Genomic DNA, 25938 nt, shown 5'->3' on the forward strand with positions numbered 1-25938 from the left:
TTTCACGCAGTAACGTAGTCTATGCCGAGGTGGTGGAATTGGTAGACACGCAACCTTGAGGTGGTTGTGCCCATAGGGTGTAGGGGTTCGAGTCCCCTTCTCGGTACCAATTATCAGGAGAGCCCGCTGTTGCGGGCTTTCTTGTAGGTGGAAGGTTACATTGACCCAAAAAGGGATCAGTCGTATACTTCCGCCCCAGCTTTGTCGCGGGGTGGAGCAGTCTGGTAGCTCGTCGGGCTCATAACCCGAAGGTCGTCGGTTCAAATCCGGCCCCCGCAACCAGTTTTAGCGGAGCCCCTTTTCAGGGGCTTTTTGTTAGCTGGACACTTTATAACGCCGCTATTCAACGGCGTTTCCGGGATGGGCGCTTCGCCCATTTTTTATTTGCACAAGCATGCACGAGGGGGTTCAGGTGTCGAGCAAGCTAGAACAGTTGCAGGCCTTGTTGGCCCCGGTGGTCGTGGCCCTTGGCTATGAATGCTGGGGTATTGAGTTTTCGGCTCAGGGTCGCCACTCATTGTTGCGCGTTTATATCGATAAAGAAGGCGGTGTGCTGGTGGACGATTGCGCCATCGTCAGCCGTCAGATCAGCGGTGTTCTCGACGTAGAAGATCCGATCTCCGTTGAGTACACCCTTGAAGTTTCCTCTCCTGGCATGGAACGCCCACTGTTCACTCTTGAGCAGTTCGCCAAGTATGTCGGTGAGCAAGTGAAGATCAAGCTGCGCTCGCCCTTCGAAGGTCGGCGTAATTTTCAGGGCCTTCTCCGCGGGGTGGAGGAACAGGACGTCGTGGTGCAGGTGGATGACCATGAGTTCCTGTTGCCGATCGATATGATCGACAAGGCCAACATTATTCCCAGTTTTGACTGAGACGCGGATCCCGCGGATCCAATGGCTTGCGAAAGGCGAGGCGTACGATGAGCAAAGAAGTACTGCTGGTTGTTGAGTCGGTATCCAATGAAAAGGGTGTACCGGCAAGCGTGATTTTTGAAGCGCTGGAGCTGGCCCTGGCCACTGCTACCAAAAAGCGTTTTGAAGACGAAGTGGACCTGCGTGTGGAAATCAATCGCCACACCGGTTCCTACGAGACTTTCCGTCGCTGGACGGTGGTCGAAGAAGCCGATCTGGATGATCCAGCGGTGGAAACCTGGCCGAGCAAGGCCCACGAGACTCATCCCGAAGCCAAAGTCGGTGATGTGATCGAAGAAAAAATCGAATCCATCGAGTTCGGCCGCATCGCTGCACAGACTGCCAAGCAGGTCATCGTGCAGAAAGTTCGCGAAGCCGAGCGCGCACAGGTGGTTGATGCCTATCGCGAGCGCCTGGGAGAAATCATCTCCGGCACCGTGAAAAAAGTGACACGTGACAACGTGATCGTTGATCTGGGTAACAACGCTGAAGCGTTGTTGGCCCGTGAAGACATCATCTCCCGTGAGACTTTCCGGGTTGGCGTGCGTCTGCGTGCGCTGCTCAAGGAAATCCGCACCGAGAACCGCGGCCCGCAGCTGATCCTGTCGCGTACCGCACCGGAAATGCTGATCGAGCTGTTCCGTATCGAAGTGCCGGAAATTGCCGAAGGCCTGATCGAAGTAATGGCCGCCTCCCGTGATCCGGGTTCGCGCGCCAAGATCGCAGTCCGCTCCAAAGACAAGCGCATCGACCCGCAAGGCGCGTGCATTGGTATGCGCGGTTCGCGCGTCCAGGCCGTCTCCGGCGAGTTGGGTGGCGAGCGTGTGGACATCGTCCTGTGGGACGAGAACCCTGCGCAGTTCGTGATCAACGCCATGTCGCCGGCTGAAGTTGCGGCAATTATCGTTGACGAAGATGCCCATGCCATGGACATCGCCGTTGGCGCAGACAATCTGGCTCAGGCCATCGGTCGCGGTGGTCAGAACGTGCGTCTGGCTAGCCAATTGACTGGCTGGACCCTGAACGTGATGACCGAATCGGACATCCAGGCCAAGCAGCAAGCAGAAACCGGCGACATCCTGCGCAATTTCATCGACGAGCTGGAAGTTGATGAAGAACTGGCACAGGTGCTGGTAGATGAAGGCTTCACCAGCCTGGAAGAGATTGCCTACGTACCGCTGGAAGAAATGCTCAACATCGACGGCTTTGACGAAGACATCGTCAACGAGCTTCGCGCTCGGGCCAAGGATCGCTTGTTGACTAAAGCCATCGCTACTGAGGAAAAGCTGGCAGACGCCCATCCGGCCGAAGACCTGCTCTCGCTTGAGGGTATGGACAAGGATTTGGCGATGGAACTGGCGGTGCGCGGCGTAATTACCCGCGAAGACCTGGCCGAGCAGTCTATTGACGACCTGCTCGACATCGACGGCATTGACGATGATCGTGCCGGCAAGTTGATCATGGCCGCCCGAGCCCACTGGTTCGAGTAATTAGGCGCGGCCTGAGGAGAGAAGTGCATGACGCAAGTCACGGTGAAACAACTGGCCGATGAGGTCAAAACACCGGTAGAGCGCCTGCTGCAGCAGATGCGTGAGGCAGGTCTGCCGCACACCGCCGCCGAGGAACATGTGAGCGACAGTGAGAAGCAGTCGTTGCTGACTCATCTGAAAAGCAGCCACAAGGCGAAAGTGGAAGAACCACGCAAAATTACTTTGCAGCGCAAGACCACCAGCACCCTGCGTGTCGCTGGCAGCAAGAGCATCAGCGTTGAAGTGCGCAAGAAGAAAGTCTTCGTGCAGCGCAGCCCGGAAGAAATCGAAGCCGAGCGTCAACGCGAACTGGAAGAACGTCGCGCAGTAGAAAATGCTGCCCGTCAGAAGGCTGAAGAAGAAGCCAAGCGTCGCGCCGAAGAAGAAGCGCGTCGCCAGCCTGCTCCAGTTGCCGAAACTGCAGTCGCTGACGCGGTTGCAGCCCCGGCTTCTGCGCCAGTTGCCGCCGAGCCTGTGCAAGACGCCCCGGTAGCCGCTCCGGCTCCTGTGGCTGACGTGCGCAAGAAAGACGAGCAGCGCCGTCCGGACAAACCACGTGCAGACGATAACAATCGTCGCGGCAGTGGCGATGGTGAGCGCAAAAACGCTCCGCATCGTGCTTCGGTCAAGGAGAAGGCGCCTGCGCCGCGCGTTGCCCCACGTACCACCGACGAAGAAAGCGATGGCTTCCGTCGTGGTGGTCGCGGCAAGGCCAAGCTGAAGAAACGCAACGCTCACGGTTTCCAGAGCCCAACCGGCCCTGTCGTGCGTGAAGTGAAGATCGGTGAGACCATCACTGTTGGCGATCTCGCCCAGCAGATGTCGGTCAAGGCTGCTGAAATCATCAAGTTCATGTTCAAGCTGGGCACTCCAGCCACCATCAACCAGGTTCTGGATCAGGAAACTGCCCAGCTGGTTGCTGAAGAACTGGGCCACAAAGTGACCCTGGTCAGCGACACCGCCTTGGAAGATTCCCTGGCCGAGTCCCTGAAGTTCGAAGGTGAAGCGGTTGCCCGTGCGCCGGTCGTGACTGTAATGGGCCACGTTGACCACGGTAAGACCTCGCTGCTGGACTACATTCGTCGCGCCAAAGTCGCCGCGGGCGAAGCTGGTGGTATTACACAGCACATCGGTGCCTACCACGTAGAAACCGAGCGTGGCATGGTCACCTTCCTCGACACCCCTGGTCACGCCGCGTTTACCGCCATGCGTGCCCGTGGTGCCAAGGCTACCGACATCGTGATCCTGGTGGTTGCAGCGGACGACGGCGTGATGCCGCAGACCATTGAAGCCGTTCAGCACGCACAGGCAGCCGGCGTACCGCTGGTAGTCGCCGTGAACAAGATCGATAAGCCAGGCGCCGATCTGGACCGTATCCGCAGTGAACTCTCGGTTCACGGCGTGACCTCGGAAGATTGGGGTGGCGATACTCCGTTCGTACCGGTTTCCGCGAAAATGGGTACCGGCGTCGACGACCTGCTGGAAGCCGTCCTGCTGCAGGCTGAAGTACTGGAACTCAAGGCGACTCCTTCGGCCCCAGGTCGTGGTGTCGTGGTGGAATCCCGTCTCGACAAGGGCCGTGGCCCGGTAGCGACCGTGCTGGTTCAAGACGGTACCCTGCGTCAAGGCGACATGGTACTGGTCGGCTCGAACTATGGCCGCGTGCGCGCCATGCTCGATGAGAACGGCAAGTCAATCAAGGAAGCCGGTCCTTCCATCCCGGTCGAGATCCTCGGCCTGGACGGTACTCCGGACGCTGGCGATGAGATGAGCGTAGTGGCCGACGAGAAGAAAGCCCGTGAAGTGGCTCTGTTCCGTCAAGGCAAGTTCCGCGAAGTCAAGCTGGCCCGTGCTCACGCCGGCAAGCTGGAAAACATCTTCGAAAGCATGGGCCAGGAAGAGAAGAAGACGCTGAACATCGTCCTCAAATCCGACGTCCGTGGTTCGTTGGAAGCTCTGCAAGGCGCTCTGAACGGCCTGGGCAACGACGAAGTGCAAGTGCGTGTAGTGGGCGGCGGCGTCGGTGGTATCACCGAGAGCGACGCCAACCTGGCACTGGCCTCCAACGCTGTACTGTTCGGCTTCAATGTGCGTGCTGATGCCGGCGCACGGAAGATCGTCGAGCAGGAAGGTCTGGATATGCGTTACTACAACGTGATCTACGACATCATCGAAGACGTCAAGAAAGCCCTGACCGGTATGTTGGGCAGCGACGTTCGGGAGAACATCCTGGGTGTTGCCGAAGTTCGCGACGTGTTCCGCTCGCCGAAGTTTGGCGCGATTGCCGGTTGCATGGTCATCGAAGGTGTCGTGCACCGTAACCGTCCAATCCGTGTACTGCGTGAAGACATCGTTATCTTCGAAGGCGAGCTGGAATCCCTGCGCCGCTTCAAGGATGACGCTTCCGAAGTACGTGCCGGCATGGAATGCGGTATCGGCGTGAAGAGCTACAACGACGTCAAAGTCGGTGACAAGATCGAAGTCTTCGAGAAGGTCCAGGTTGCTCGCAGCCTCTAACTCGCGCACTTCAAGAGCCCTGGTGGCCCGTAGCATGTCCATGCACGGCATCGCCAGCGGCCTCTAAACGCAACGCCCGGTCTGGCTCCTGCCAGGCCGGGCGTTTGCCGCTTTCAGACCACACGGCTTTCGCCGTGAGGCAGTAACAGGTAACAAGACATGGCAAAAGAATACAGCCGTACCCAACGTATCGGTGATCAGATGCAGCGCGAACTGGCGCAACTGATCCGTCGCGAAGTCAAAGATCCACGCGTCGGCCTGGTGACTATCACCGCCGTGGAAGTCAGCCGCGATGTCGGTCATGCGAAGATCTTCATCACCGTGATGGGCCAGGAAAACGCCGAAGAGATCGCCCAGAGCATCAAGGTGCTGAACTCGGCGGCAGGTTTCCTGCGCATGCAACTGGCCAAGGAAATGAAGCTGCGCAGCGTGCCGCAACTGCACTTCCATTACGACGAAAGCGTGGCCCGCGGGGCGCACCTGTCGGCCCTGATCGAGCGTGCCGTGGCTGAAGACAGCCAGCATGGCGACGCGCCTGCCCCTGAAGACGCCAAGGAGTAAGCGGTGGCTCAGGTCAAGCGTATCCGTCGTAACGTCAGCGGCATCATCCTTCTGGACAAGCCGCTGGGCTTCACCTCTAACGCGGCCCTGCAGAAGGTCCGCTGGTTGCTCAATGCCGAGAAGGCCGGTCACACCGGCAGTCTCGATCCGTTGGCCACTGGCGTCCTGCCGCTGTGCTTCGGCGAGGCCACCAAGTTTTCGCAATACCTGCTCGACTCCGACAAGGGTTACGAAACCCTGGCGCAGTTGGGCAAGACCACCACCACTGCGGACGCTGAAGGCGAAGTTTTGCAGACCCGCGAAGTGACCGTTGGTCGTGCCGATATCGAAGCGGTATTGCCGGAATTTCGTGGCGAAATCAAACAGATACCGCCGATGTACTCCGCCCTCAAGCGTGATGGCCAGCCACTCTACAAACTGGCTCGTGCAGGGGAAGTGGTGGAGCGCGAACCGCGTTCTGTTACTATTGCGCGCTTGGAATTACTTGCCTGCGAAGGCGACACTGCCCGCCTGGCGGTGGACTGCAGCAAAGGCACCTATATCCGTACCCTGGTGGAAGATATCGGTGAAAAACTCGGCTGTGGTGCTTACGTTGCAGAACTGCGGCGGACCCAGGCCGGACCTTTCAGCCTGGCCCAGACGGTCACTCTGGAAGAGCTGGAAGCAGTGCACGCCGAAGGCGGCAACGAAGCGGTTGACCGCTTCCTGATGCCATCGGACAGCGGCTTGCTGGATTGGCCGCTGCTGCAGTTCTCGGAGCACAGCGCGTTCTACTGGCTCAATGGCCAGCCGGTACGTGCCCCGGATGCACCGAAGTTCGGCATGGTGCGGGTACAGGATCACAACGGTCGCTTCATCGGTATCGGTGAAGTGAGCGAAGACGGGCGCATCGCGCCGCGTCGACTGATTCGGTCAGAATGACCGGACGAGGGTGGCTGTTAACAGGCACGGTCACTACTCATTTATAGATACAGGGATTTGTCCCTGGCCTGTTGAAACTGTTCTTGAACAGTTTCCTGATATAAGGATTGCCCACATGGCACTCAGCGTTGAAGAAAAAGCTCAGATCGTAACCGACTACCAGCAAGCTGTTGGTGACACTGGTTCGCCAGAAGTGCAAGTTGCACTGCTGACCGCCAACATCAACAAACTGCAAGGTCACTTCAAAGCCAACGGTAAAGACCACCACTCCCGTCGTGGCCTGATCCGCATGGTAAACCAGCGTCGTAAGCTGCTGGACTACCTGAAAGGCAAAGACCTGAGCCGTTACAGCACCCTGATCGGTCGTCTGGGTCTGCGTCGCTAATCAGCGATTGCGCTATGAGGTTGGTTGTTTGCCATGCGTCAGCGGTTTTTCCGCCGGCGTATGGCAGGCTTCCAGCCTCAAGTTTTATCTGCTGCACTGTTTTACCTGGACAATAAAGGCTGGGCCGATTCCCCGCATTGCCCAAGAATTTCGCAAGAAGCAAGTTTCCCCAAGAGCCACAAAGAAGGTAGGACACCGTGAACCCGGTAATCAAAAAATTCCAGTTCGGTCAGTCGACCGTAACCCTCGAGACTGGCCGTATCGCCCGTCAAGCCTCCGGCGCAGTATTGGTCACCGTTGACGACGACGTCAGCGTATTGGTGACCGTGGTTGGCGCCAAGCAAGCGGATCCAGGCAAGGGCTTCTTCCCTCTGTCTGTGCACTACCAGGAAAAGACTTACGCTGCCGGTAAGATCCCTGGCGGTTTCTTCAAGCGCGAAGGCCGTCCTTCCGAGAAAGAAACCCTGACCTCGCGTCTGATCGACCGTCCGATCCGCCCTCTGTTCCCAGAAGGCTTCATGAACGAAGTGCAGGTTGTCTGCACCGTGGTTTCCACCAGCAAGAAGACCGATCCGGACATCGCTGCGATGATCGGTACCTCGGCTGCCCTGGCCATTTCCGGCATTCCTTTCGACGGCCCGATCGGCGCCGCTCGTGTGGCTTTCCACGAAAGCACCGGCTACCTGCTGAACCCGACCTACGAGCAGCTTCAGGCATCCAGTCTGGACATGGTCGTGGCCGGTACCGAAGAAGCCGTCCTGATGGTTGAATCGGAAGCCAAAGAGCTGACCGAAGACCAAATGCTGGGCGCTGTACTGTTCGCCCACGATGAATTCCAGTCGGTGATCAAGGCTGTCAAAGAGCTGGCTGCCGAAGCTGCCAAACCTACCTGGGACTGGGCTGCTGCTCCAGAAGCCACCGAACTGCTGGGCGCTATCCGTGCCGAGTTCGGCGAAGCCATCTCCCAGGCTTACACCATCACCGTCAAGGCTGACCGTTACGCTCGCCTGGGCGAGCTGAAAGACCAGGTGGTCGCCAAGCTCTCTGGCGAAGAAGGCCAGCCTTCCGCTGCCGACGTCAAAGCCGCTTTCGGCGAGATCGAATACCGCACCGTTCGCGAAAACATCGTCAACGGCAAGCCACGTATCGACGGCCGCGACACCCGCACCGTACGTCCGCTGAACATCGAAGTCGGCGTACTGCCCAAGACTCACGGTTCGGCCCTGTTCACCCGTGGCGAAACTCAGGCCCTGGTGGTTGCGACCCTGGGTACTGCCCGTGACGCACAGCTGCTGGACACCCTGGAAGGCGAGAAGAAAGACCCCTTCATGCTGCACTACAACTTCCCTCCGTTCTCGGTGGGCGAGTGTGGTCGCATGGGCGGCGCTGGTCGTCGTGAAATCGGTCACGGCCGTCTGGCTCGTCGTTCGGTCCAGGCCATGCTGCCAGCCGCTGACGTGTTCCCTTACACCATCCGCGTAGTATCGGAAATCACCGAATCCAACGGTTCCAGCTCCATGGCCTCCGTTTGCGGTGCTTCCCTGGCGCTGATGGACGCTGGTGTACCGATGAAGGCACCGGTTGCCGGTATCGCCATGGGCCTGGTTAAAGAAGGCGAGAAGTTCGCCGTCCTGACCGACATCCTGGGTGACGAAGACCACCTGGGCGACATGGACTTCAAGGTAGCCGGTACCGCCAAAGGCGTCACCGCGCTGCAGATGGACATCAAGATCAAGGGCATCACCGAAGAAATCATGGAGATCGCCCTGGGCCAAGCCCTGGAAGCTCGCCTGAACATCCTCGGTCAGATGAACCAGATCATCGGGCAGTCCCGTACCGAACTGTCGGCCAACGCACCGACCATGATCGCGATGAAGATCGACACCGACAAAATCCGTGATGTCATCGGTAAAGGCGGCGCCACCATTCGTGCGATCTGTGAAGAAACCAAGGCTTCGATCGATATCGAAGACGACGGTTCGATCAAGATCTTCGGCGAAACCAAGGAAGCTGCAGAGGCCGCGCGTCAGCGCGTTCTGGGCATCACCGCGGAAGCCGAGATCGGCAAGATCTACGTCGGCAAGGTTGAGCGCATCGTCGACTTCGGCGCCTTCGTCAACATCCTGCCGGGCAAGGATGGTCTGGTGCACATCTCCATGCTGAGCGACGCTCGCGTTGAGAAAGTCACCGACATTCTGAAAGAAGGTCAGGAAGTGGAAGTGCTGGTACTGGACGTGGACAACCGCGGCCGTATCAAGCTGTCCATCAAAGACGTGGCAGCAGCCAAGGCTTCGGGCGTTTAATCACCCTTTAGCCTTACGCTGAACAAGCAAGCGCCCCGACTGGTTCGGGGCGTTTTGCTATCTGCGATAACAGCCTCTCGGTTGCCGGCCCAGGGCGCGGGTGCTAGTTTTTAGCCCACGCCGGTGTAGCTCAGTCGGTAGAGCAGCGCACTCGTAACGCGAAGGTCGCAGGTTCGATTCCTGTCTCCGGCACCAGATATCGAGTTTTGAGCGGTTTGCGAATGTACGGCCCCTCCAGCAAAGTCCGCCTAGCGCTGAATGAGTGCCCTCGAAAGATACTTCTCTAAGAAATGCCGGTAGGCAGGTTTAACTTGTTTTGAGTTCGTCGGTTGTATCCATAAGTCCTTATTGAAAGTCTCTGTGGCTTGTTCTGGAAGTTTTAGATGCTGCTGTTCTATTCAGTAGGCAGTGCTGTAGTTTGTTGTTGATTGAGCGGTATTGCCCATAATGACGCCCGGGAATCATGGAGTGTTCAGCGTGAAGAAGTGGAAGTTGGCGTTAATCGGAATAGTGTCTCTGGCCCTTGCAGCCTGTGAGAAAGCCCCTTTGTATGAGTTTGAGGGACAGTACTTTGCAACGGAGGGCGAAGAATGCACCACTCCAGCGAATGCGAAAGATCGTGAACAATATTATTTGGAAATAACCAAAGATGTACGGGGCACAGGCGTATTGTACTCAGCTAATTTTCCAACAGCTTCGAAGGCTGGACTGCCTGTTGTCAGTGCGCAAAGCGTCTCACCCAATGACGATAACGAACTGATTTTTAACTTCTATGAGCCTAAGGCATCCGCGACACCTGCTGAAGCTAGAAGATTTAATATCGTGCTCTCCGTTATTCCTAATCAAGGCAAGGAAGGACACTTGTGGGTGACCAAGGCTGAAATGAATATTGCCACCAATGGGACAATTCAGAAGTACGACATCCTAGAAAATCTAAGAAGATTTTTCGAGCTCGGCAAGGCAGGCGTTTGCTTGAGAAAAGGAACAACTACGGGCTGAGTGCAAATAGCACTTTCTTGTGAACCGGTGTAAGCCAATCGCCAGAGGCCAGAGGCCAGAGGCCAAGGCCAAGGCCAAGGTCATGGGGATGAGGTATTCACCTGCCTTCGTGATTACCTTGGCGCTTGTAAGCTTTTCTTTGTCGTTGCCAATCTTGGTTTTCTAGGGCGTAACCTTGTTTCCTGAGGTTTCTGGCGAGTCTGTGTCTGGTGATGGTCCGCAAATCCGCCGATTTCTCTCTCATCGGTGCATCAGGTCATATAAATCGTCGGCCAAAGGTCCTATATTCGGTTTCTGTCTGAGTACCAGCATGCTGTTTTCAGATGATCCCGAATGGTTCTGAAGGCCAGATAAATCGGCGGTTGCAACGATTTTTTGCGGCAGAGAGATCCCAACGATCCAGATCCATCTTCCATTCCCACGATCAGAGAGAACGAGATGATTCCTAAAGAGGCAAGAATCGACGTAGCGCTTGAAAGGTACCTGGCTGCCACGCCTTCCTTGCAAGAAGAAATCAACGCCCTGAGCCCCGAAGAACAGAAGCAGCAGGCGCAATGGGCCTTTGAGGACGAGGCGGAGTCTCGCGGCATCGAGCCGTGGGAGCTGGTGCTCGATCTGGTGGCCGAGACACCGGAGGAGTTGAAGGCCATGCGCCTGGAAGTGCATCAGGAGGTTGCTGAAGCGCTGGGCATGGACCTTGAGGATTATCTGCAGCTCAACGAGATCGACAGTTGAACCCGACGCCAGCCTTAACCAGGCTGGCGTTTTTCATGGATCAGATGCTCAAGCGCATGGACAGGTCCAGGGCTTTCACATCCTTGGTCATGGCACCGATGGAAATGTAGTCCACCCCGGTTTCGGCAATCGGGCGCAAGGTGCTTTCGTTGATTCCCCCGCTGGCTTCCAGCTTGGCCTTGCCGGCATTCAGGCGCACGGCCTCGCGCATATCGTCCAGGCTCAGTTCATCGAGCATGATGATGTCGGCACCGGCTGCCAGCGCTTCCTTCAATTCCCCAAGACTTTCCACTTCCACTTCCACCGGCTTGCCCGGGGCGATCTTGTGGGCGGCGCTGACGGCCTGGGCGATGCCGCCACAGGCTGCGATGTGGTTTTCCTTGATCAGGAAGGCGTCATACAGACCGATGCGGTGGTTGTGGCAGCCACCGCAGGTGACCGCGTACTTCTGGGCCAGGCGCAGGCCGGGAAGGGTCTTGCGGGTATCCAGCAGCTTGACCTGGGTATCGGCGACAAAGTCGGCCAGATATTGGGCACGGGTGGCCACGCCGGATAGCAGCTGCAGGAAGTTCAGCGCGCTGCGTTCGCCGGTGAGCAATGAACGTGCCGGGCCTTCCAAGTGGAACAGCGCCTGGTTGGGTACCACTCGCTCGCCGTCAGCCACTTGCCAGTGCACGGCAACCCGCGGGTCCAGCTGGCGGAACACCGCATCCACCCAGGCCGTACCGGCGATGACCGCTGCTTCGCGAGTGATGATGGTGGCTTTGGCCAGACGTTCGGCCGGGATCAACTGCGCGGTGATGTCGCCGCTGCCGATGTCTTCCAGTAACGCGCGGCGCACGTTGGCTTCTATTTCGGCGGTCAGGTCGGCGAGGCGTAGATTCGGCATAACGGGCTCCACAAACTAAGTGCGCCGATTATAGGGGCATGGGATCGGCGAACCCAAGGTGGCAAATGTCGGCGAGCCTTTGACGAACCTGTCTTTCGTCGCTTTGTCTGATGGGTATGAGTGAATTTTCTCGTTGGTCTGAGGGTTATTTCCGGATAGGCGACAGAGTCTGCTGGCGTAAGAGGGGGCTTTTACAAGATAATATGACTTGTAATTGACGTCATAGCTTTGACGTATCTTTGGCTCCCCCTTAAATAAAGTGCAGTGGAATGCATTTGCTTCCGCTGAGAGCCGACTGTGAGCGTCGTCGGCTTGACTGAACCTTGATCTCGAACCGAAGAAACACCTTTCCAGGAGGCTTGGATGCACAACGACGGGAATGTAGTGCCTTTGCACAAGGCGGCTACAGATCAGGCGACCGCTTCGCCGCTTGCCCGCCTGCCGGTGATTCTGCTTCAGGTTCGAGACAAGGCCGCCCAGCAGTTGCGTCACGGTTTGCAGGAGTTGTTCGATAACGCCGACGACACGCTGTTCGAGATGGCCGATCGGGCACAGAACAACGTTGAGCAGAACACCCTGTTTGAAGCCATGCGCGACCTGCGCTTGAAGCGCAAAAGCATCGAACGCGGTTTTCTGGAGAAGTTTTTCGAAGCCTTCGCCGGTCTGGTGCAGTACGACCCGGCCCTGGTCATTCCCCATGCAGTGGCTTACGACCCTTCTCTTGACCCTTCCCAGGATGACCTGGAAAAGACCGTGGCCGTGGATGCCATGGTGGCCAAGGTCCTCAACCGGGACGGCTTCGCCCTCGGGCAACTGACGGCGCGCCTGGGCGTGCTGCTGGGCCGACGCTTGGCGGATGCGGAAAATCCTCTGGCTCCGGCGCTGCTCTGTGAGTACTTCCTCCAGGCCGGACGCAGCCTGGGGGTGGAGATCAAGGTCAAGTTGATCATCCTCAAGCTGTTCGAACGGTATGTGCTCAGCGATGCCGAACTGCTCTATGGCGAAGCCAATCAGCTGTTGATTGCCACCGGAATCCTGCCAGAGCTGATGCCGGCCCCAGCGCGTCGGGCCTCCGATCGAGCCCAGGCTGAAGCCCAGACCGCCACCGTCGATGGCAGTGGGCACAAGCCGGGCCAGAGCCCGCTCGACGAGAGCGTGCAGGAAGTCTTCGCGGCCTTGCAGACACTGCTCCTGCATGTGCGCGGCAGCGTTGCACCGACCCTGGAGGCCAGCGCCGAAACCCAACCGATTTCGACCCGTGACCTCATGCGCCTGCTGTCCCATTTGCAGCAGTACGTGCCGGCCCCCAGTGCCCAGGAAGATTTCGACCTGCGCAATCAGCTGGAACAACTGCTCACCCGGGTCAGCGTCAAGAGCGGCAAGTCCCGGGTCGTGGATGTTGCCGACGAGGACGTGATCAACCTGATCGCCATGCTCTTCGAGTGCATCCTCGACGACCGCAACCTGCCGGAGTCCCTCAAGGCGCTGATCGGACGCCTGCAGATTCCCATGCTCAAGGTGGCGGTGCTGGACAAGAGTTTCTTCAGTCGCGGCAACCACCCGGCGCGGCGCCTGCTCAATGAAATCGCCGCTGCCGCGATGGGCTGGGGCGGCTGCGATGATCATCAGCGTGACAGCCTGTACTTGCGTATCGAGCAGGTGGTGCAGCGCCTGCTGAGCGAATTCACCGACGACCCGGCGATTTTCTCCGAGTTGCTGGCAGACTTTCTTGCCTTCACCGCCGATGAGCGGCGCCGGGCGGAGTTGCTGGAGCAACGTACCCGGGATGCCGAGGAGGGCCGGGCCAGGGCGGAGCTGGCGAGACGGCGGGTGGAGCAGGCGCTCAACGAAGCGCTGCTGGGCAAGGTGCTGCCGCAGAAAGTGGTGGATTTTGTTCGCGATGCCTGGAGCCAGGTGCTGTTGCTCAGTTGCCTGAAGCACGGTGATGATTCTGCCGAGTGGCACACCGCCGAGGGGACCATGAACGAGCTGATCTGGAGTGTGCAACGCCACGAGCAGCCGGATACCGCGATGCGCTTGCTGGCCCTGGTGCCGGGACTGCTCAAGGGCCTGCGAGACGGCTTGAGCGGCGCTGCTTTCGATCCCTTCGCCACGAGCGAGTTCTTCAGCCAACTGGAGCTTCTGCATCTGCAGGCATTCGAGCGTGAAGCCCTGGCACCGCAACAGCGAGTGGTGACCCTGGAGGCCGAGCATACCGACCTGATAGTGGTGGCCCAGGAGATCGTCCTGCCCAGCGCCGAAGAAGGCCCCCTGGAAGCAGCGCCTCTGGTCCTGCCGGCGAATGACCCCAGCGTGCTGCAAGTGGAGCAGCTGCGCTTGGGGGCCTGGGTCGAGTTTCAAGAGGACGAGGACAATACCCTGCGCTGCAAACTGGCGGCGATTGTCCCCCATCCCGTGGCCAAGTACGTATTCGTCAACCGCACCGGGATGAAGGTCCTGGAGCGTACGCGCATGGGCCTGGCCCTGGAGTTTCAGCGTGGCTCGGTGCGGGCGCTGGACGATACCTTGCTGTTCGACCGAGCCCTGGAATCGGTGATCGGCAATCTGCAGCGACTCAATCACGGCAAGTGATCGCAACCCGAGGGGGTAACGCGGCATACTGGGCCACTCAAGGCTTTAGTTGAAGGAGTCGGTATGCGGCTGGACCCTGCCACGGGTTGGTGTCACGGCGTACGGCACTGCCCGTCAGTCAATTTCAATGAACGCCCGGCAGGCGAGATCTCCCTGTTGGTGATTCATAACATCAGTCTGCCGCCGGGGCAGTTCGGCACCGGCAAGGTGCAGGAATTCTTTCAGAATCGCCTTGATGTCACAGAGCATCCTTATTTTTCCGGGATCGCCGACTTGCGCGTGTCCGCGCATTTTCTGATCGAGCGTGACGGCGCGGTCACCCAGTTTGTCTCTTGTCTGGACCGGGCCTGGCACGCGGGAGTGTCGAGCTTCGAGGGGCGGGACACGTGCAACGACTTTTCCCTGGGCATCGAACTGGAGGGCACTGACGAACTGCCTTTCACCGACGCCCAGTACCGCTCCCTGAGTGCCCTGACCGAACAATTACAGGCGGCTTTCTGCGCCATCACACCACAACGGATTTGTGGTCATAGCGACATCGCCCCCGGGCGCAAGACCGACCCGGGCCAGGCTTTCGATTGGGCACGCTATCGTGCCGCCTTGGAGAAGGGGGAAGGACAATGAGTTTTCTGGTGTTGCTGCTGGCGGTGTGGATCGAGAAGTTCTCGGCCTTGCGTCAGCGGGTGCAGCGCGATGGCTGGTGGCTGAAGGAGTTGGCGCGCCTGGAGGCCAGCCCGCGTCTGGCGGGGCATCCATGGTGGCTGTTGCTGTTGCTGGTGTTGCTGCCGGTGGCCTTGCTCGGTCTTTTGCTGCTGGTGCTGGAACCTGTCACCTACGGGCTGCTGGCCCTACCGGTGCATTTGCTGGTGGTGATCTACGCCCTGGGCCGCGGCGACTTGCTCGGTGGCCTCGGACCGTTTCGCGATGCCTGGCGCCGTGAGGACCTGCAAGCGGCGGTGCATGTGGCCAAGCGTGATCTGAACATTGGCGCCGACAGTGGCGAGCAACTGCTGGAGCGGGTCCAGGGCTACCTGCTATGGCAGGCCTTCCAGAGCTTCTTCGCGGTGATTTTCTGGTACTTCCTGCTGGGTCCGGTGGCTGCCTTGAGCTATCGCTTGCTGGCCCTGGCTGCGGACAACGGCAAGAACCCTGCCCTGGTGGAGCGTGCGGCGCAGTTGCGCCATGCCTTCGACTGGTTGCCGGTGCGCCTGCTGGCGGCGAGCTTCGCGCTGGTGGGCAACTTTGTTGCCGTGAGCCGGGTGATGCTCCACGAATTGCTCAATTGGCACATCAGCGCTGCGCAACTGGTGGAGAAGGTCGGCCTGGTGGCCGCTGAAATTCCTCCTCCTTTGACCGGACCCGAAGGTATCAACAGCCTGGACCGCATCTGGGAGCTGCTGCTGCGGGCGGCCGTGCTCTGGTACGCCGGTTTTGCCCTATGGACCGTTCTTGCCTGACGTAGCGAGGGTCCCCTGGATGCCGCGCTAGCGGTTAACTTTAAGTTACAAAACCTCCCCCGGAATTGAGCTATACAGACGGAGCGCCGAATAGTGGCTTTCTGCTGCCTTCGCCTGCCTGCCCATAACAATAAAAGAAAAGGGAGACTTCCTTGTGAAGAGCTTGCTCTATCCCGCTGTCGCGCTGATGAATCGCCTGAGCTTCGGCATGAAGTTCAGTCTGATCAGCGTGCTGTTCTTTCTACCCATGCTGGTGACCAACTTCTATCTGGTGCGCGACTCCTACCGGGAGTTCCAGGGCACCCGGGTCGAGCTGCAAAGCCTCGACTTGCTGGGCAGTAGCCTGAGCCTGCGCCGGGACCTGGAGACCCTCAACAATCTGGTGCAAATCAACGCCAGCCTCGGTCAGTCCGGCAAGGCCGGGGATCTGGAGGGCAAGATAGTCGCCCTGGAAAAGTCCGTGCTCGAGCGCATGCAGGCTCTTCAGGCTGTCACCGTCGATCCCCAGCAGGTCGAGGTGTTCAACGCCAAGCGCGATGAGCTGGTGGCGACCTTCAAGGCCCAGCAGGTGGAAAGCTCGCTGCTGAACAAAAGCGGGCTGATCGGCAAGCTTCTGGGCAGCGCGCAGCTGTTCAGTCAGATCATCGCCAGCCAGTCGGGCCTCAGCCGCGACGGCCAGGGTGACATCCGCCAGCTCAGCGACCTGATCACCAGCATCACCCCGCAAGTCACCCAGACCCTCGGAGAAGGTCGGGCCATGGGCGCCTATTCCCTGGGCCAGGGCTTTCTCAACTCTTCATCCAGCACCCGTTTCGATGAACTGCTGGTGCAGATCGAAAAGCTTCAGGCCGAGTACGGGCTCAAGCTGCAGGATGCGCTGGGCTCCAGCCGCGCCGCCCACGACGCGCTGGACAGCCTCGCCAGTGCCAGCAAAGGCAGCCTCAAGCAGGCCAGCGAACTGTTCGAAGAGCAGGTGGTGATGGCCGATACCCTGGACGCGCCCTGGCAGGGTTTCTACGACCAGATCAGCAGCCTGATGGCACAGACCTATCAACTCAACGAAGGCACCTTGAAGTTCCTCGACATCGAGTTGCAAAAACGCCTGGAGCAGAACCGTAGCCATATGGTGCTGCTGGTGGCGGCCCTGGCCCTGGTGTTCCTCTCGATCGTCTATCTGTATGGCGGTTTCTATGCGTCGACCCGCACCACCTTGCGGCGTCTGGGAGCGATGATGGACAAGGTGGCGGCGGGGGACATGACCGTCACCTTCACCGCCCACAGCCGCGATGAGTTGGGAGAACTGGGCAGCGTGTTCAACGGCACAGTGCGCAAGATCCACGACCTGATCGAACGGGTCGGCCACACCGTCAGCGAAGTCGAGCGCCAGGCCGGGCAAGTGGAAAGCGTCTCGGCCCAGAGCAACCAGGCCGTGGCCGGCCAGCGCAGCCAGATCGAACAAGTGGCCACGGCCATGAACCAGATGTCCGCCACCTCCCAGGAAGTGGCTCGCAGCGCGGCGGCGGCGGTCAGCAGCGCCCATAGCGTCAATGATGAAACCATCAGTGGCCGCGGTCTGGTGGAGTCCCAGCAGGGCAGCATTGCCCGGCTCGCCAGCGAGATCGATCAGTCGGTGCTGGTGATCAACCAGTTGGCCAGCGACAGCCAGGCCATCAGTCGGGTGCTGGAGGTGATCAAGAGCATTGCCGAACAGACCAACCTGCTGGCCCTGAATGCCGCCATCGAGGCCGCCCGCGCCGGCGAGCAAGGCAGGGGCTTTGCCGTGGTGGCCGATGAAGTGCGGACCCTGGCCAAGCGGACTCAGCAATCCACCGAAGAAATCGAGGAGATGATCGGCAAGCTCCACGGCGGCGTCAGCGCGGCGGTCAAGGCCATGGGCAGCAGTCACGCCATGGCCAATGGCACGGTCGACCAGTCGGAAAAGGTTCAGCAGGCCTTGGAAAATATCCTGGGCGCGGTGGGCATGATCGTCGACCAGAACCAACAGATCGCCGCCGCCGTGGAGCAGCAGACGGCGGTGGCTCACGACATCGACCAGAACATTGTCGAGATCAATCGTGCCGGTGAACGCACCGCCGAGGGCGCGCACCAGACCGAGGATGCCAGCCGCCAGCTGTCGGCCCAGGTAGTGCAGTTGAAACAGCTGATTGGTGCGTTTCGCGTCTGACCGGGGAGGGGGCGATCGTTATGGCGCGCTTGAGGGCCAGCCGAACAGCTCGCAGGCATTGCGGGTGCTGGCGCTGGCCAGTTGCTCGGGAGCGATGCCGATGATGTCTGCCAGGGCGGTGCAGATCGCCGGTAAATGCTGCGGGCTGTTGCGCTGGCCGGGAAACATGGCGGGCGCCATGTCCGGCGAGTCGGTCTCCAGCACCAGGGACTCCAGGGGCAGGTCGGCGAGGACCTTGCGCAAGCGCAATGCCTGAGGCCAGGTAGCGGCGCCGCCCAGGCCCAGCTTGAACCCCAGCTTGATGTATTCCCGGGCTTCCTCGCGGCTGCCGGCAAAGGCGTGGATGATCCCGCCACGCTTGAGTTTGAACGCCTTCAAGGTGGCGATCACCGCCGCATGGCTACGCCGCACATGGAGCAGGGCGGGCAGCTGGAAATCGGCTGCCAGTTGCAACTGCGCTTCGAACAGCGACTGCTGGCGTTCGCGGTCCAGTTGCGCCAGAAAGTAATCCAGGCCGATTTCGCCCACCGCGCATAGCTGCGGATGCCCCGCCAGTCGCGTCAACCAGTCCCCCAGTTGCTTGAGGTCGGCGGGCTGATGATCGTCCAGATAGACCGGGTGCAGGCCAAAGGCGGCGTATAACTGTGGGTCGCACTGCACCAGATCCCAGACGCGCTGCCAATTGGCCTGATAGACCCCCAACACCACCATTCGCGAGACGCCCCGGGCGCGGCTGTCGGCCAGCAGCGCCTCACGGTCATTGTCGAAATCCGGAAAATCCAGATGGGTGTGGGTGTCGATCAGCTCCACGGTTCAATCCTGCTGGATACGCTGTTTGAAGGTCCGGGCAATGGCCTGGACGCCGGGCTGGTATTGCCCCTCTTCGATGGCGGCCAGGGCCAGTTGCAGGGCTTTCTCGGCGATCAGTGGGTGCTGTTGGGCCATGGCGTTGACGGGCAGCGGCAAGAAGTCCAGCAGTTGGGTATCACCGAAGGTGCCCAGGCGCAGCGGGCGGGATTTGAGCGGGAAGTCGTGCAAGGCGTCGAACACGCCCTGCAGCAGCACATAGGATGTGGTCACCAGGGCATCCGGCAGATGGCCCAGGCGCTGCAGCAGCTCTTCCATCAACTGTCGGCCGCAATCACGACTGAAGGCTTCGCCGTGCTCGATCAGCACTTCGCCACCGAAGCCTTGCAGGGCCTGGCGGAATCCGGCGGCGCGCTCCTGGCTGATGCTCAGCTCCGGGCGGGCGCCGATCAGCACGATCTGCTTGGGTTCGGGCTGCAACAGGCTCTGGGTCAGGTGCAGGCTGGCTTGCAGGTCGTCGCTGATCACCGAGCAGAACAGCTCGGGCGGCATCACCCGGTCGATGGCGATGATCGGCAGGCCCTGGGCCTGCAACTGCAGGTAGCTGTCATCTTCCGGCGGCAGGCAACTGGCGACGAACAGCGCATCGCAACGCCGAGCACGGAACAGCTGGAGCAATTGCCGCTCACTGTCCGGTGCGTCGTCGGAGCTGGCGATCAGCAACTGATAACCCCGGGCCCGGGCGCCTTGCTCCAGCAACTTGGCGATCCGCGCGTAGCTGGGGTTTTCCAGGTCCGGGAGAATGAAACCCAAGGTCCGGGTGTGCCGGCTGCGTAAGCCGGCCGCCTGGGGGTTGGGCCTGAAGCCGTGTTCTTCCACCACCGCACGCACCCGTTCCACGGTGGCGTTGCTGATGCGTTGTTGTTCGGCCTTGCCGTTGATGACGTAACTGGCGGTGGTGACGGACACACCGGCCAGGCGAGCGATATCACTGAGTTTCAACCCGGGATTTCCTTGTTTTTGGTGCTTGCCCCGATATTTTCGCCAATCCTACCTGATCTGGGCAGGCGACCAACGTCGGAACCGGCAATCGACCAGAAGGACTACAAGGCACTGAGATTATCGAGTAACGTACCAATCTTGCTAGATTAAACGTTTCAGCTGGCGTATTTTCTAGGCAAAAGCGCAAACGGAAAATCGCCCCTGCCAGGTAATGAGTCCCGTTTGTGGCCATAAAGACGCCTACGCTGCTTACTTAAAACAATACCTAGCGCCGCCACCTGCCGCGCTAAATAGGAGAAGCCATGCTCGAGCTCACTGTAGAGCAGATATCCATGGGCCAGTCGGCTGTGGATAAGTCCGCGGCGCTGCATTTGCTGGCCGACAAACTGGTGGCTGACGGCCTGGTGGCCGAGGGTTACCTGGCCGGTCTCAAGGCCCGCGAGGCCCAGGGCTCGACCTTTCTTGGCCAAGGCATCGCCATTCCCCACGGCACCCCGGAAACCCGCGATCAGGTGTTTGCCACCGGCGTGCGCCTGCTGCAGTTTCCCGACGGCGTGGATTGGGGCGATGGGCAGATCGTTTACCTGGCCATCGGCATCGCGGCCAAATCCGACGAGCATTTGCGACTCCTGCAACTCCTGACCCGCGCCCTGGGTGAAACCGATCTGGGCCAGGCCCTGCGTCGCGCCAGTTCCCCGGAGGCCCTGCTCAAGCTGTTGCAGGGTGCGCCCCAGGAACTGGCGCTGGATGCGCAGATGATCGGCCTCGGGGTGGCGGCGGAAGACTTCGAAGAACTGGTCTGGCGTGGCGCCCGTCTGCTGCGCCAGGCCGAGTGCGTGAGCAACGGCTTTGCCGCGGTGCTGCAACAGGTCGATGCGTTGCCCCTGGGCGACGGCCTGTGGTGGTTGCACAGCGAGCAGACCGTGCTGCGCCCGGGGCTGGCCTTTGTCACCCCGGACAAACCCATCCGCTACCTGGGCCAGCCCCTGAGCGGCCTGTTCTGCCTGGCCAGCCTGGGGGAGGCCCATCAAGCGTTGTTGGAACGCCTGTGTGCGCTGCTGATCGAAGGCCGAGGCCAGGAACTGGGCCGTGCCACCAGCCGCCGTGCGGTGCTGGAAGTGCTCGGCGGCGAGTTGCCGGCGGACTGGCCCAGCGCCCGTATCGCCCTGGCCAATGCCCACGGCCTGCATGCCCGCCCGGCCAAGGTGCTGGCGCAATTGGCGAAAAATTTCGAGGGCGAGATCCGCATCCGCATCGCCGACGGCAAGGATTCGGCCGTCTCGGTAAAAAGCCTGAGCAAGCTGCTGAGCCTCGGTGCCCGACGCGGCCAGGTGCTGGAACTGATCGCTGAACCGAGCATTGCCGCCGACGCTTTGCCTGCTTTGTTGGCGGCCATCGAAGAGGGGCTGGGCGAAGAGGTTGAGCCACTGCCGGCCGTCAGCGCCCCTCGGGAAGAACAGCAGGAAGTCGTGGTCCCGCTCAGCGCCCCGGCCTCCGGCAGCCTGATCCAGGCCATCGCCGCCGCTCCCGGCATCGCCATCGGCCCGGCCCATATCCAGGTTCAGCAAGCCATCGACTACCCGCTGCGGGGCGAGTCCACCGCTATCGAGCGCCAGCGCCTGCAGCAGGCCCTGGCCGAAGTGCGCCAGGACATCGACGGCTTGATCCAGCGCAGCCAGGCCAAGGCCATTCGCGAGATCTTCATCACCCACCAGGAAATGCTCGACGACCCCGAGTTGACCGACGAAGTGGACACCCGCCTCAAGCAGGGCGAAAGCGCTGAAGCGGCGTGGATGACCGTGATTGAAACTGCCGCCAAACAACAGGAAGCCCTGCAGGACGCCTTGCTCGCCGAGCGTGCCGCCGACCTGCGGGACATTGGCCGCCGGGTGCTGGCGCAACTGTGCGGCATCGAAACTCCCGCCGAGCCGGACCAGCCCTACATCCTGGTGATGGACGAAGTCGGTCCCTCGGACGTCGCGCGCCTCGATCCGACCCGGGTCGCCGGCATTCTCACCGCCCGCGGCGGCGCCACCGCCCACAGCGCCATCGTTGCCCGGGCCCTGGGGATTCCGGCCCTGGTGGGCGCGGGGGCCAGCGTGTTGCTGATCAAGTCCGGCACGTCCTTGCTCCTGGACGGCCAGCGCGGTCGCCTGCATGTGGACGCTGATAGCACGACCTTGCAACGGGCGGCCGAAGAGCGTGACAGCCGCGAGCAGCGGCTCAAGGCGGCCGCCGAACAGCGCCATCAACTGGCCCATACCACCGATGGTCATGCCGTCGAGGTGTTCGCCAATATCGGTGAAAGCGCCGGTGTCGCCGCCGCCGTGGAAAACGGTGCCGAGGGCATCGGCCTGCTGCGCACCGAACTGATCTTCATGGCCCATCCCCAGGCTCCGGACGAAGCCACCCAGGAAGCCGAATACCGCCGCGTACTCGACGGCCTCGCCGGGCGTCCGCTGGTGGTGCGCACCCTGGATGTGGGCGGCGACAAACCGCTGCCTTACTGGCCGATCGCCAAGGAAGAAAACCCCTTCCTCGGTGTGCGCGGCATCCGCCTGACCCTGCAGCGGCCACTGATCATGGAAGCGCAATTGCGCGCCTTGCTGCGCTCGGCGGACAACCGTCCACTGCGGATCATGTTCCCCATGGTCGGCAGCGTCGAAGAATGGCGTCAGGCCCGGGACATGACCGAGCGTCTGCGCCAGGAAATCCCCGTGGCCGACCTGCAACTGGGGATCATGATCGAGGTGCCGTCCGCCGCCTTGCTGGCGCCGGTGCTGGCCAAGGAAGTGGACTTCTTCAGCGTCGGCACCAACGACCTGACCCAATACACCCTGGCCATCGACCGCGGCCACCCGACGCTGTCGGCCCAGGCCGACGGCCTGCACCCGGCGGTGCTGCAACTGATCGACATCACCGTGCGTGCCGCCCATGCCCACGGCAAATGGGTGGGGGTCTGCGGCGAGCTGGCGGCCGACCCGCTGGCGGTGCCGGTGCTGGTGGGCCTGGGGGTGGATGAACTCAGCGTCTCCGGACGCAGCATCGCCGAGGTCAAGGCGCGGATTCGCGACCTCAGCCTGACTCAGGCACAAACCCTTGCTCAACAGGCTTTGGCCGTCGGCAGCGCCAACGAAGTGCGCGCCCTAGTGGAGGCCATGTAATGGCGAAGATTCTCACCCTGACCCTCAACCCGGCGCTGGACCTGACGGTGCAGCTGGCGCGCCTGGATGCGGGGCAGGTCAACCGCAGCGACGCCATGCACACCCATGCCGCAGGCAAGGGCGTGAACGTGGCCCAGGTGCTGGCCGACCTCGGTCATCAACTGACCGTCAGCGGCTTTCTCGGGGAAAACAATCCACAGGCCTTCGACGCCTTGTTCGCCCAGCGCGGCTTTGTCGATGCCTTCATTCGTGTGCCCGGCGACACCCGCAGCAACATCAAACTGGCCGAAAGTGATGGGCGCATTACCGATATCAACGGTCCTGGGCCGGTGGTCAGCGCGGCGGCGCAACAGGCCTTGCTTGAGCGTCTGGAACAGATCGCTCCCGGGCATGACGCGGTGGTGGTGGCTGGCAGCCTGCCGCGAGGCGTCAGCCCTGAGTGGTTCCAGGCACTGCTGCTGCGCCTGAAAAACCTCGGCCTGAAAGTTGCCCTCGACACCAGCGGCGCCGCATTGCGCGCCGGTCTGGCCGCGGGGCCCTGGTTGATCAAGCCCAACACTGAAGAGCTGGCGGACGCCCTCGGCAGTCCGGTGGTATCCGTGGCGGGGCAAGCCGAGGCGGCGCGCCTGCTGCGCGCCCAGGGCGTGGAGCACGTGGTGGTGTCCCACGGCGCCGAGGGGGTCAACTGGTTCAGTGCTGCACCGTCCTTGCAGGCCCTGCCGCCCAAGGTCAGCGTGGTCAGCACCGTGGGCGCCGGCGACTCGCTGCTGGCGGGCATGCTCCACGGCCTGCTCAGCGCCCAGCCGTTTGAACAGACCCTGCGCACGGCCACGGCGATTGCCGCCATGGCCGTGACCCAGATCGGTTTCGGCATCAGCGACAGGGTGCAACTGGCCCGGCTGGAGCAGGGGGTGCGCGTGCACCCCCTCCTAGAACAATAAGAGGGTTGCGTATGAAGTTAGCCATAGTTACCGCCTGCCCCAACGGCATGGTCACCAGCGTGCTCTGCGCCCGCCTGCTGGACGCCGCGGCCCAGCGCCAGGGCTGGAGCACCAGCGTTGAAGTGCACGATGAGGCGCACCCGGAACGCCAACTGTCAGCGGCCACCCTTGAAGCCGCCGAGTGGGTGCTGGTGGTCAGCACCGGGCCTGTGGATATGTCGCGCTTTGTCGGCAAACGGGTGTACCGCAGCAGCCCGTCCCAGGCCTTGCAGGATGTCGATGCAGTGCTGCGTCGCGGCGCCGAAGAGGCCCAGGTCCATGTGGCCAGCGAGGCCAGTGCCGAGCCCGTGGTCGAGGCGGGCAAACGCGCGCCGCGATTGGTGGCGATCACTGCGTGCCCGACCGGCGTGGCGCACACCTTCATGGCCGCCGAGGCCTTGCAGCAGACCGCCAAGCGCCTGGGCTACGACCTGCAAGTGGAAACCCAAGGCTCGGTGGGCGCCCGCAACCCGCTGAGCGCCCAAGCCATTGCCGAGGCCGACGTGGTGCTGCTGGCGGCGGACATCGAAGTGGCCACCGAGCGTTTTGCCGGCAAGCGCATCTATCGCTGCGGCACCGGCGTGGCCCTGAAACAGTCCGAGGCGACCCTGAACAAGGCCCTGGCCGAGGGCCAGCTGGAGTCCTCCGCGCCAGGCGCCCAGGCACCGGCCAAACAGGAAAAGACCGGGGTCTACAAACACCTGCTGACCGGGGTGTCGTTCATGCTGCCGATGGTGGTGGCGGGCGGTCTGATGATTGCCCTGTCCTTCGTCTTCGGCATCACCGCATTCAAGGAAGAGGGCACCTTGGCCGCGGCCTTGATGCAGATCGGCGGCGAGACCGCCTTCAAGTTGATGGTGCCGCTGCTGGCGGGTTACATCGCCTACTCCATCGCCGACCGACCAGGGCTGGCACCGGGAATGATCGGCGGCATGCTCGCCAGCACCCTGGGCGCGGGTTTCATCGGTGGCATCGTCGCCGGCTTCCTCGCCGGTTATGCGGCCAAGGCGATCAATAAATATGCGCGTTTGCCACAAAGCCTGGAGGCGCTGAAGCCGATCCTGATCATCCCGCTGCTGGCCAGCCTGTTCACCGGGCTGGTGATGATCTACGTGGTGGGCAAACCCGTGGCGGGCATGCTCGAAGCCCTGACCCACTTCCTCGACAGCATGGGCACCACCAACGCGATTCTGCTGGGCGTGCTGCTGGGCGGCATGATGTGCGTGGATTTGGGCGGGCCGATCAATAAGGCGGCCTATGCGTTCTCGGTAGGACTGCTGGCTTCCCAGAGTTATGCACCGATGGCCGCGACCATGGCCGCGGGCATGGTGCCGCCCATTGGCTTAGGGATTGCCACCTTCATTGCCCGACGCAAATTTGCCCAGACCGAGCGTGAAGCCGGCAAGGCAGCCCTGGTGCTGGGCCTGTGCTTTATCTCCGAAGGGGCGATTCCGTTTGCCGCCAAAGACCCGTTGCGAGTGATCCCGGCGAGCATTGCCGGCGGCGCCCTGACCGGGGCCTTGTCGATGTACTTCGGCTGCAAACTGATGGCGCCCCACGGCGGCCTGTTCGTCATGCTGATCCCGAATGCCATCAACCATGCGTTGCTGTACCTGCTGGCGATTGTCGCGGGCAGCCTGCTGACGGCGGTGGTGTACGCGTTGGTGAAGCGGCCCGAGGCGGTGGAGCTGGCCCTGCAACCCGCCTCTTCGTAGGAGCCGGCTTGCCGGCGAACAGGCCCTTGAGCCTTGCACCGTTCCGGCCCACGCCTTCGCTGGCAAGCCAGCTCCTACGGAGGAGAGCGCGCCACCGCAGTTCCGTAGGAGCCGGCTTGCCGGCGAATGGGCCCTTGAGCCCTGCGCCGTTTCGGCCGACGCCTTCGCTGGCAAGCCAGCTCCTACGGAGGAGAGCGCGCCACCGCAGTTCCGTAGGAGCCGGCTTGCCGGCGAATGGGCCCTTGAGCCCTGCGCCGTTTCGGCCGACGCCTTCGCTGGCAAGCCAG

The 25938-nt window shown here is 61.2% G+C and carries 19 protein-coding genes and 3 tRNA genes; 19 read left to right on the plus strand and 3 right to left on the minus strand.

All coding sequences use genetic code 11. The features are described 5' to 3' along the window. Positions 1–23: 23 nt before the first annotated feature. The 12 genes from P7C00_RS04760 to P7C00_RS04815 all read left to right on the plus strand — a co-directional run bounded on the left by P7C00_RS04760 (position 24) and on the right by P7C00_RS04815 (position 10860). Positions 24–109, plus strand: a tRNA-Leu gene (locus P7C00_RS04760). A gap of 96 nt (positions 110–205) precedes the next feature. Next, positions 206–282: transfer RNA gene (locus P7C00_RS04765), tRNA-Met, on the plus strand. 130 nt (positions 283–412) lie between these two features. After that, on the plus strand, positions 413–871 hold the full coding sequence (gene rimP, locus P7C00_RS04770; protein ID WP_041120545.1) for a ribosome maturation factor RimP: 459 nt from the start codon (positions 413–415) through the stop codon (positions 869–871). 47 nt (positions 872–918) lie between these two features. Further along, positions 919–2400 (plus strand): transcription termination factor NusA, encoded by a 1482-nt coding sequence (gene nusA, locus P7C00_RS04775; RefSeq protein WP_346633670.1) that lies wholly within the window; start codon positions 919–921, stop codon positions 2398–2400. 27 nt (positions 2401–2427) lie between these two features. Continuing rightward, the gene (gene infB / locus P7C00_RS04780; protein ID WP_404938220.1) at positions 2428–4956 is read left to right on the plus strand and encodes a translation initiation factor IF-2; all 2529 of its coding nucleotides are present in this window, start codon (positions 2428–2430) and stop codon (positions 4954–4956) included. Between the two features lie 159 nt (positions 4957–5115). Then, positions 5116–5517 carry a 30S ribosome-binding factor RbfA gene (rbfA, locus tag P7C00_RS04785; protein WP_016967778.1) on the plus strand — a complete coding sequence of 134 codons (402 nt, stop codon included), beginning with the start codon at positions 5116–5118 and terminating at the stop codon, positions 5515–5517. 3 nt (positions 5518–5520) lie between these two features. Next, positions 5521–6438 (plus strand): tRNA pseudouridine(55) synthase TruB, encoded by a 918-nt coding sequence (truB, locus tag P7C00_RS04790; RefSeq protein WP_058438936.1) that lies wholly within the window; start codon positions 5521–5523, stop codon positions 6436–6438. Between the two features lie 115 nt (positions 6439–6553). Further along, positions 6554–6823 carry a 30S ribosomal protein S15 gene (rpsO, locus tag P7C00_RS04795; protein WP_011059205.1) on the plus strand — a complete coding sequence of 90 codons (270 nt, stop codon included), beginning with the start codon at positions 6554–6556 and terminating at the stop codon, positions 6821–6823. Between the two features lie 197 nt (positions 6824–7020). After that, positions 7021–9126 (plus strand): polyribonucleotide nucleotidyltransferase, encoded by a 2106-nt coding sequence (gene pnp, locus P7C00_RS04800; protein WP_346633668.1) that lies wholly within the window; start codon positions 7021–7023, stop codon positions 9124–9126. Positions 9127–9245: 119 nt separating this feature from the next. Then, a tRNA-Thr gene (locus P7C00_RS04805) sits at positions 9246–9321 on the plus strand. Between the two features lie 282 nt (positions 9322–9603). Further along, positions 9604–10125, plus strand: a complete 522-nt coding sequence (locus tag P7C00_RS04810; protein ID WP_346633667.1) for a hypothetical protein — start codon at positions 9604–9606, stop codon at positions 10123–10125. A gap of 438 nt (positions 10126–10563) precedes the next feature. After that, positions 10564–10860 carry a DUF6388 family protein gene (locus P7C00_RS04815; protein ID WP_185073817.1) on the plus strand — a complete coding sequence of 99 codons (297 nt, stop codon included), beginning with the start codon at positions 10564–10566 and terminating at the stop codon, positions 10858–10860. Between the two features lie 40 nt (positions 10861–10900). Here P7C00_RS04815 and nadC read toward each other — a convergent pair whose 3' ends face one another. Next, entirely contained in the window at positions 10901–11749 is an 849-nt protein-coding gene (gene nadC, locus P7C00_RS04820; protein WP_346633666.1) for a carboxylating nicotinate-nucleotide diphosphorylase, read from the minus strand. Between the two features lie 363 nt (positions 11750–12112). Between nadC and P7C00_RS04825 the strand changes: the two genes are divergently transcribed. From P7C00_RS04825 to P7C00_RS04840, 4 genes are all read left to right on the plus strand, one after another. Further along, positions 12113–14341: a DUF1631 domain-containing protein gene (locus tag P7C00_RS04825; protein ID WP_404938221.1), complete on the plus strand. Its 2229-nt coding sequence runs from the start codon at positions 12113–12115 to the stop codon at positions 14339–14341. Between the two features lie 63 nt (positions 14342–14404). Next, positions 14405–14965 carry a 1,6-anhydro-N-acetylmuramyl-L-alanine amidase AmpD gene (gene ampD, locus P7C00_RS04830; protein WP_346633664.1) on the plus strand — a complete coding sequence of 187 codons (561 nt, stop codon included), beginning with the start codon at positions 14405–14407 and terminating at the stop codon, positions 14963–14965. Next, the gene (ampE, locus tag P7C00_RS04835) at positions 14962–15798 is read left to right on the plus strand and encodes a regulatory signaling modulator protein AmpE (RefSeq protein WP_346633663.1); all 837 of its coding nucleotides are present in this window, start codon (positions 14962–14964) and stop codon (positions 15796–15798) included. The genes ampD and ampE overlap by 4 nt, the downstream gene beginning before the upstream one ends. Positions 15799–17278: 1480 nt before the next feature. After that, positions 17279–17983: a methyl-accepting chemotaxis protein gene (locus P7C00_RS04840; RefSeq protein ID WP_404939911.1), complete on the plus strand. Its 705-nt coding sequence runs from the start codon at positions 17279–17281 to the stop codon at positions 17981–17983. 18 nt (positions 17984–18001) lie between these two features. Here P7C00_RS04840 and P7C00_RS04845 read toward each other — a convergent pair whose 3' ends face one another. Further along, positions 18002–18793, minus strand: a complete 792-nt coding sequence (locus P7C00_RS04845) for a TatD family hydrolase (RefSeq protein ID WP_346633661.1) — start codon at positions 18791–18793, stop codon at positions 18002–18004. A gap of 3 nt (positions 18794–18796) precedes the next feature. Next, positions 18797–19792 (minus strand): catabolite repressor/activator, encoded by a 996-nt coding sequence (gene cra / locus P7C00_RS04850; protein WP_346633660.1) that lies wholly within the window; start codon positions 19790–19792, stop codon positions 18797–18799. A gap of 302 nt (positions 19793–20094) precedes the next feature. Between cra and ptsP the strand changes: the two genes are divergently transcribed. The 3 genes from ptsP to P7C00_RS04865 are packed head-to-tail and all read left to right on the plus strand — an operon-like array spanning position 20095 to position 25651. Further along, the gene (gene ptsP, locus P7C00_RS04855; protein ID WP_346633659.1) at positions 20095–22956 is read left to right on the plus strand and encodes a phosphoenolpyruvate--protein phosphotransferase; all 2862 of its coding nucleotides are present in this window, start codon (positions 20095–20097) and stop codon (positions 22954–22956) included. Next, positions 22956–23897 carry a 1-phosphofructokinase gene (gene pfkB / locus P7C00_RS04860; protein WP_041115950.1) on the plus strand — a complete coding sequence of 314 codons (942 nt, stop codon included), beginning with the start codon at positions 22956–22958 and terminating at the stop codon, positions 23895–23897. Before ptsP ends, pfkB begins: the two co-directional genes overlap by 1 nt. A gap of 11 nt (positions 23898–23908) precedes the next feature. Further along, positions 23909–25651 (plus strand): PTS fructose-like transporter subunit IIB, encoded by a 1743-nt coding sequence (locus tag P7C00_RS04865; RefSeq protein ID WP_404938222.1) that lies wholly within the window; start codon positions 23909–23911, stop codon positions 25649–25651. Positions 25652–25938 lie beyond the last annotated feature (287 nt).

Origin of the sequence: Pseudomonas sp. JDS08PS003, assembly GCF_045013505.1 — a bacterium.
Classification (GTDB): Bacteria; Pseudomonadota; Gammaproteobacteria; order Pseudomonadales; family Pseudomonadaceae; genus Aquipseudomonas; species Aquipseudomonas protegens_B.

Bases quoted from the DNA above. Each gene is read 5' to 3' on its own strand.
- nadC (WP_346633666.1), bottom strand. From the start codon at position 11,749: ATGCCGAATCTACGCCTCGCCGACCTGACCGCCGAAATAGAAGCCAAC.
- rpsO (WP_011059205.1), top strand. From the start codon at position 6,554: ATGGCACTCAGCGTTGAAGAAAAAGCTCAGATCGTAACCGACTACCAG.
- P7C00_RS04825 (WP_404938221.1), top strand. From the start codon at position 12,113: ATGCACAACGACGGGAATGTAGTGCCTTTGCACAAGGCGGCTACAGAT.
- ptsP (WP_346633659.1), top strand. From the start codon at position 20,095: ATGCTCGAGCTCACTGTAGAGCAGATATCCATGGGCCAGTCGGCTGTG.
- rbfA (WP_016967778.1), top strand. From the start codon at position 5,116: ATGGCAAAAGAATACAGCCGTACCCAACGTATCGGTGATCAGATGCAG.
- ampD (WP_346633664.1), top strand. From the start codon at position 14,405: ATGCGGCTGGACCCTGCCACGGGTTGGTGTCACGGCGTACGGCACTGC.
- P7C00_RS04865 (WP_404938222.1), top strand. From the start codon at position 23,909: ATGAAGTTAGCCATAGTTACCGCCTGCCCCAACGGCATGGTCACCAGC.
- ampE (WP_346633663.1), top strand. From the start codon at position 14,962: ATGAGTTTTCTGGTGTTGCTGCTGGCGGTGTGGATCGAGAAGTTCTCG.
- P7C00_RS04815 (WP_185073817.1), top strand. From the start codon at position 10,564: ATGATTCCTAAAGAGGCAAGAATCGACGTAGCGCTTGAAAGGTACCTG.
- infB (WP_404938220.1), top strand. From the start codon at position 2,428: ATGACGCAAGTCACGGTGAAACAACTGGCCGATGAGGTCAAAACACCG.
- nusA (WP_346633670.1), top strand. From the start codon at position 919: ATGAGCAAAGAAGTACTGCTGGTTGTTGAGTCGGTATCCAATGAAAAG.
- pfkB (WP_041115950.1), top strand. From the start codon at position 22,956: ATGGCGAAGATTCTCACCCTGACCCTCAACCCGGCGCTGGACCTGACG.
- P7C00_RS04840 (WP_404939911.1), top strand. From the start codon at position 17,279: ATGTCCGCCACCTCCCAGGAAGTGGCTCGCAGCGCGGCGGCGGCGGTC.